7 protein-coding genes and 1 pseudogene are annotated in these 7,137 nt (G+C 43.1%); 7 read left to right on the top strand and 1 reads right to left on the bottom strand.

Annotated features, from left to right (window positions below; translation table 11 throughout):
• The 7 genes from AC1DVB_RS24105 to greA form a co-directional block, all read left to right on the top strand.
• Positions 1-197: hypothetical protein (locus tag AC1DVB_RS24105; RefSeq protein ID WP_477591302.1), on the top strand; the 197-nt coding region annotated here is incomplete at its 5' end.
• A 978-nt stretch (positions 198-1,175) separates the two neighbouring features.
• The gene (gene mltG / locus AC1DVB_RS24100) at positions 1,176-2,312 is read left to right on the top strand and encodes an endolytic transglycosylase MltG (protein WP_477591300.1); all 1,137 of its coding nucleotides are present in this window, start codon (positions 1,176-1,178) and stop codon (positions 2,310-2,312) included.
• A 257-nt stretch (positions 2,313-2,569) separates the two neighbouring features.
• Positions 2,570-3,235, top strand: a complete 666-nt coding sequence (locus AC1DVB_RS24095) for an O-methyltransferase (RefSeq protein ID WP_477591298.1) — start codon at positions 2,570-2,572, stop codon at positions 3,233-3,235.
• Positions 3,222-4,151, top strand: a complete 930-nt coding sequence (locus tag AC1DVB_RS24090; protein ID WP_053535758.1) for a peptidase U32 family protein — start codon at positions 3,222-3,224, stop codon at positions 4,149-4,151. The genes AC1DVB_RS24095 and AC1DVB_RS24090 overlap by 14 nt, the downstream gene beginning before the upstream one ends.
• 32 nt (positions 4,152-4,183) lie before the next feature.
• Positions 4,184-5,455 (top strand): peptidase U32 family protein, encoded by a 1,272-nt coding sequence (locus AC1DVB_RS24085; RefSeq protein WP_477591296.1) that lies wholly within the window; start codon positions 4,184-4,186, stop codon positions 5,453-5,455.
• Between the two features lies 1 nt (position 5,456).
• Positions 5,457-6,095 (top strand): uridine kinase, encoded by a 639-nt coding sequence (gene udk, locus AC1DVB_RS24080; RefSeq protein ID WP_034308619.1) that lies wholly within the window; start codon positions 5,457-5,459, stop codon positions 6,093-6,095.
• A gap of 302 nt (positions 6,096-6,397) precedes the next feature.
• On the top strand, positions 6,398-6,874 hold the full coding sequence (gene greA, locus AC1DVB_RS24075) for a transcription elongation factor GreA (protein ID WP_034308617.1): 477 nt from the start codon (positions 6,398-6,400) through the stop codon (positions 6,872-6,874).
• A gap of 75 nt (positions 6,875-6,949) precedes the next feature.
• On the opposite strand, the pseudogene AC1DVB_RS24070 reads toward greA, so the two are convergent.
• A pseudogene (locus AC1DVB_RS24070) lies at positions 6,950-7,137 on the bottom strand (hypothetical protein); the annotation flags it as partial.

Raw genomic sequence — 7,137 nt, 5'->3', positions numbered from 1 at the left:
GAAAGCGAGTACCTGGAGTGGAAATCACGTTCAAATTGTACAAACCCATAATAAACTGTGGACATGAAGATCGTTTTTTCATTTTTGTACCAGTAACCCCTTATCTTTTCTTTGCGAATAAAAGCATAAAAGTAGCGAACGGGCCCAAAAATAATGATAGCAAGAACCAGTTCAGCGCCGTTCTATTTTTTCCTTGAGCAAGTCCGGCGTTTATGAGTGCCAATGTCCCCCAACCTACAAAATAATACTGATCCAACTCCTTCACACCTTTCCTTTTCCTCAAATCATTATGGCATTCCTATATGAATATTCCTGCTATTTCTTGAAATGCCTAATACATGCAGGGAACAAATTTTTAAGCTGAGTAAATAATTAAAACAAAGTTGATTGGAGAGCATGGTGCGGGACTCATGCGGGAAAAGCGCGTCTAGGGGAGACCCCGCAGGCGGAAGCYGAGGAGGCTCCCGAGACMGYCCGYGGAAAGCGAGAATCTGAAGTGGAAAGTAAGTCCACCACCAAATAACATTTCATTGTTCAGCTGTGACATTCCGAGCCACTTTTTTAGACAAAAGGGTTACAAACTGAATTTTTTTATACAAAGTTGATTGGAACGGAAGGGGCGAGACTCCTGCGGGAATACGTGTCCAAGGGAGACCCCACAGGCGCAAAAGCGCCGAGGGCGGACCGCCCGCGGAAAGCGAGTCCCTGGAGCGTAAATCAACGTCTAAATTGTACAAGCCATATAAAGACTGTGGGCAAAAGGAGTTCGGAAACATATCTTTCATCAAATGATGTTCCCGAACCAACTGACCCCAAGCAGCACCATCAACTCCTCGAGTATGGTTTCTAAGTTAATAAATAGTTGATTGGGGAGTAAGGTAGCGGGTCTCTGCGGGAATAACGCATCAAAGGGAGTGCCTGAACTGGAGCGGAAATCAATATGCCCTCAAAAAAACTTTAGACAAAGATATCACTATTTTCCTATTAAATAATACCTGTATATTGACAAAACTAGTGCATTTTTGCCATAAATAGAGTATTGATGTATGTAGTTTTGCAAAAAACATGTAATTATTTGTTGATTTTAGTATAATGTTCGAAGCAAAGATTAATTAGAGAAAAGCATCATCTAGAAACCATTCTGTAGTTGGTGTGAGTTTGCAGGGGGAATGAACATGGATGAAAAAGATAAAAATCTATCTAAAAAGGAACATATCCGAATGAAATTGTTAGAACAGCAAGGAGAAGCCAAGCTGGTTCGTAAAATCATCATGATTACGATCGCTTCGCTTATTTTACTAATCGGGATAGTTGGTCTTGTGGGCTTTTTATATATCAACTCAGCCATGAAACCAGTCGATCCGGATGATGACACCATCAAGAAAGTGAAAATCCCGATCGGTTCATCCGTTAACGGAATTTCAACGCTGCTTGAAGAGCAGGGAATAATCAAGGACGCACGCGTATTCAAATATTATATTAAATTTCGCAATGAATCCGGTTTTCAGGCAGGGGAGTATAAATTATCACCTTCGATGCCGATTGAAGATATTGTCACAAGCATCAAAACCGGAAAACTCATGAAGGAAGCGGCAATGAAGATAACGATTCCTGAAGGGAAGCAGCTAATCCAAATTGCCGATATCATCGCGGGGAAGACGGGTGAAGATCCGAAAAAGGTCTTCAAGAAATTGAATGATAAGAAGTTCGTTAATTCCATGCAAGAGCAATTTCCGCAGCTATTGACCTCGGAAATTGAAAATGAAAAGGTTTTATATCCGCTGGAAGGGTACCTTTTCCCAGCTACTTATGACTTTTATGAAGAAAAGCCGACCCTGGAGTCGATCGTCATCGAGATGCTGAAGAAAACCGAAGAAACTTTGCAGGCTTACGAGGGCCAAATGGATAAGAACGATTATTCCGTACACGAGATGCTGACCTTCGCTTCGCTTGTCGAAGAAGAGGCGACGGCACAAGTCGATCGCGGAAAGATAGCTTCCGTCTTTTACAATMGTATTAAGGAAGGTATGCCGCTTCAAACGGATCCGACCGTTTTGTATGCGAAGGGTTCACATAAGAGCAGGGTGTATTATAAAGACCTTGAGGTGAAATCCCCTTATAATACGTATAAGAACAAGGGGCTTCCGCCAGGGCCGATTGCAAATGCCGGAACGACATCGATCGATGCGGTATTGAAACCTGAGAAAACGGATTACCTGTACTTTTTGGCAACACCTGAAGGGGAAGTCCTTTACTCCAAGACCTTGGATGACCACAATAACAAAAAGGCAGAGCATATTTCCAATAAATAAATAAAAAAATGCAAAGACACCGAGGGGAGAGAGATATTACTTTCCCCTTGTTTTTATGATAGAATAGTACAAGTGAATTTTTGATCCGATTCTTATCGGTGACGTAACTCGGCGAATGCCGGGTTTTATTTTGAAAGATAAGGAAATGTAGATCGTCAAGCATACTTGTTTCAGCTCCTTGTGAAGAAATTGTTTAATCAATTTTTTCATGTTACTGACCAAGCGCTTTTGTTTTCCTTATAAATGGAGGAAACGTTTTGAACGGAAAAATAGAACAATATCTTCATTCCTTAATTCCGGAGCGTACGGGTTTGCTTAAGGAGTTGGAAGATTTTGCGATGGAAAATAATGTGCCGATCATGGAGCCCGAAGGAATTGAAGTGCTGCTTCAGATTTTARGGCTTCATCAGCCAAAAGCGATATTGGAAGTAGGTTCGGCAATTGGCTATTCGGCCATAAGGATGGCTGAGACCCTTCCGGAAGCTCAAATCGTCACACTTGAACGGAATGAAGCCCGCATTGAGCAGGCAAGGGCTAACTTCAAGAAGGCGGGACTGTCGGAAAGGATCACCCTCATTGAAGGGGATGCCCTTGAAGCGGGACCGAAAGTGATGGAGCATGGTCCGTTCGATATCATCTTCGTTGATGCAGCTAAAGGGCAGTACAAGCGATTCTTTGAACTGTTTGAACCATTCCTTGCTGATGCTGGCATCATCATTACTGACAATGTTTTATTCAAAGGCTTGGTTGCCGAAAACATTGAAGAAATGGAAATGACGAGAAGAAAGCGAGCTCTTATCAAAAAAATCAGAGACTTTAACATCTGGTTACATGACCATCCCCATTTCGATACTGTAATTTTGCCGATTGGTGATGGTGTGGCCATTAGTAAACATAGAGGTGACAAAAATGAAAAAGCCTGAATTACTCGTGACTCCGACAAGTGTCGATCATATAACAGAACTCATTGATGCTGGCGCTGATGCCTTTGTCATTGGCGAACAACGTTATGCACTAAGGCTGGCAGGGGAGTTCAATCGTGAAGATGTAGAGAAGGCAATTGAACTTGCACATGCTGCGGGCAAGAAAGTGTACGTATCCATGAACGCCATTTTTCATAATGAAAAAGTGGACGAGCTTGAAGGGTATGTTACATTCCTTAAAGAGGCTGGTGCCGACCGGATCATTTTCGGTGATCCCGCAGTCTTGATGGCTGTCCGTGCCGTGGCACCTGATATGCCCCTGCACTGGAATACAGAGATGACGGTAACGAACTGGTACACATGTAATTACTGGGGAAAACGCGGTGCTGTCCGTGCCGTTGCTGCCCGTGAGATAAGTCTGGACGAGATCGTGGAAATGAAGGAAAATGCCGAAGTGGAGATTGAAGTGCAAGTGCATGGCATGACATGCATGTTCCAATCGAAGCGAACGCTCCTAGGTAATTACTTTGAGTACCAAGGCAAGGCATTGGAAGTGGAAAATCGGAAGGAACAAAGAAATATGTTCTTGCATGATAAGGAACGCGAAAATAAATACCCGATTTATGAAGATGAAAATGGTACACATATCATGAGTCCGAATGATATGTGCATGATTGATGAACTTCAGGAATTGATTGAAGCGGAAATTGATTCACTGAAAATCGAAGGGTTACTACAAACTCCGGAATATGTCATTGAAATGACAAGGTTATATCGGGAAGCGATTGACGTATGTGCTGAAGACCCTGACCGCTATGATGATATCAAATCGGAACTTTTTGAAAAAGTCAAAGCGGTTCAGCCGGATAACCGTGAGTTGGATACTGGGTTCTTCTTTAAAGAATCGGTTTATTAAAGAAAAGGGTAAGAGAAAGAGGAGGAATAGCCTTGAATGCTATTGCTGATAAAATTTCCAAGATCGTTGATGGAAAGAGAGTCATTGTAAAAAAACCGGAATTGCTGGCTCCGGCCGGCAACCTGGAAAAATTAAAAATTGCCGTCCATTACGGCGCGGATGCCGTGTTCATTGGCGGTCAGGAATATGGCCTTCGTTCCAATGCCGGTAACTTCACGTTTGAGGAAATGAAGGAAGGCGTCGAATTCGCTAATAAGTATGGTGCCAAAGTATATGTAACCACAAATATCTTCGCACATAATGAAAATATCGATGGTCTTGATGAATATCTGGAAGGTCTTCAGGAGGCAGGGGTCCATGGTATCATCGTCGCCGACCCATTAATCATCGAAACCTGTAAAAGGGTCGCTCCGAAAGTCGAGATCCATTTAAGCACACAGCAATCGCTATCGAACTGGAAGGCTGTTCAGTATTGGAAAGAGGAAGGCTTGGAGCGTGTTGTTTTGGCACGTGAGACGAGTGCTGATGAAATCCGTGAAATGAAGGAAAAGGTCGATATCGAAATCGAGGCTTTCGTTCATGGGGCCATGTGCATTGCCTATTCTGGACGCTGCACCCTTTCGAACCATATGACGGCGCGTGATTCGAACCGCGGCGGCTGCTGTCAGTCTTGCCGTTGGGATTATGATTTATATGAGTTGGATCAAGATGGGGAAAAGGCTTTATTCGATAAAGAAGATGCTCCATTCGCAATGAGTCCAAAAGACTTGAAGCTGATTGAATCACTGCCTGGCATGATTGAAATTGGCATAGACAGCTTAAAAGTCGAAGGAAGAATGAAATCGATTCATTATATTGCAACGGTTGTCAGCGTGTATCGTAAAGTGATTGATGCGTATTGTGCCGATCCCGACAATTTCAAGATTAAACAAGAATGGCTGGAAGAGCTTGATAAGTGTGCGAACCGTGAGACGGCATCATCGTTCATGGAAGGGGAAATTCCTGGGTATAAACAGCAAATGTTCGGGAATCATACCGTAAAGACTCGCTTCGACTTCGCAGGATTGGTGCTTGATTACAACGAGGAAACTAAAATCGTCACCATGCAGCAACGTAATTTCTTCAAGCCTGGGGATGAAGTGGAGTTTTTTGGACCGGAAATCGAAAACTTCACTCAAAAAATCGGTACGATCTGGGATGAGTCAGGTAAGGAGCTGGAGGCAGCCCGCCATCCGCTTCAAATTGTCCRCATTCAAGTAGATAATAGAGTTTATGTGAACAATATGATGCGGAAGGAGAATTGATATGACAAGAAAGAAACCAGTGGTCATCGGAGTTACCGGAGGGTCGGGATCAGGTAAAACAAGTGTTACCCGTTCCATTTTTGAATTCTTCCAAGGACATTCCATCTTGATGATCGAACAAGATTATTATTATAAAGATCAAAGTCATCTGCCTTTTGAAGAGCGCCTGAAAACGAACTATGATCATCCGCTTGCATTTGATAATGATTTGTTAATCGATCACATTAACGCATTGCTGCGCTATGAAACGATAGAAAAACCGGTTTATGATTATTCGATCCATACGCGCTCGGAAGAAGTCATCACAGTTGAGCCACAGGATGTCATCATCCTTGAAGGGATTCTTGTACTGGAGGATGAGCGCCTGCGAGACCTGATGGATATGAAGCTATATGTCGATACGGACGCAGACCTGCGGATCCTTCGCCGGATGACCCGTGATATTAAAGAACGCGGCCGTTCCATAGATTCCGTCATCGAACAATACATCAGTGTCGTCCGTCCGATGCATAATCAGTTCATAGAACCGACGAAGCGTTATGCCGACATCATCATACCAGAAGGCGGCCAAAACCATGTGGCGATTGACCTTATGGTGACAAAAATTCAAACAATCCTTGAACAAAAGTCTTTTTTGTAATAACATAGCATAAATAATGATAGGTGCCATTTTCCTCCGTTTATTTAAAAATCCCATTTATTTAATGGGAAAGACTGGACAAATGTTGGAAAACGCAATACTCTATTCTTGATACAGAACGAACCGGCTGCTCACCGCAGTCGGTTTATATACTAAGGAACGGATTGTTTCTTAGTATCGAAGCGCGACTTTTTAAGTCGCGCAATTATATATTTTGACTCGATTTAGGGTTAAGCACTATATAGTACATAAACTTGTCACAGCGAATGCTTGCTGTAAAGAATTTGAAGGAGTGAAGGGTTTTGGCAATTGAAAAAGAATATCCAATGACTAAAGAAGGTAAGTTAAAGCTTGAACAGGAACTGGAACAGTTAAAAACGGTTAAACGTAAAGAAGTGGTGGAAAGAATCAAAATCGCCCGCAGTTTTGGCGACCTTTCCGAGAACTCAGAATACGATTCCGCAAAAGAAGAGCAGGCTTTCGTTGAAGGACGTATTACAACGATCGAAAACATGATCCGCAATGCAAAAATCATTGAAGGCAATGATTCGAATACAGATACAGTTTCACTTGGAAAATCGGTAACCTTCGTGGAACTTCCAAATGGTGACGAAGAAACATATTCCATCGTAGGAAGCGTTGAAGCGGACCCATTCGAAGGAAAAATCTCCAATGATTCCCCGATCGCGAAAAGCCTGATAGGGAAAAGGGTCGGCGACAAGGTATCGATCATGACACCTGGCGGCGAAATGAGCGTCAAGATTGTATCCATCGACTAAATAAAATGCAAAAGGGGATGTCCATCGGGGCATCCTCTTTTTATGGAAGGCTGTTTTCACATACTTTGTTGCTATTTACCAGTAGTGAGTTGTGGTTGATTTCCCCTCAAGATGCTCGCTTTCCTTGGTGCGGGCGGTGAGCCTCCTCGGCGTAAACGCCTGTGGGGTCTCACCTGTCCCGCTGCTCCCGCAGGAGTCTCGCACTTCCGCTCCAATCAACCTWAAATAGTTTCGTTTAAAAACAACAATCTTTACGTAAAGAG

The sequence above is a fragment of the Peribacillus sp. P4_D6 genome, assembly GCF_056401795.1.
This window is presented reverse-complemented; position numbering and strand designations above follow the sequence as displayed.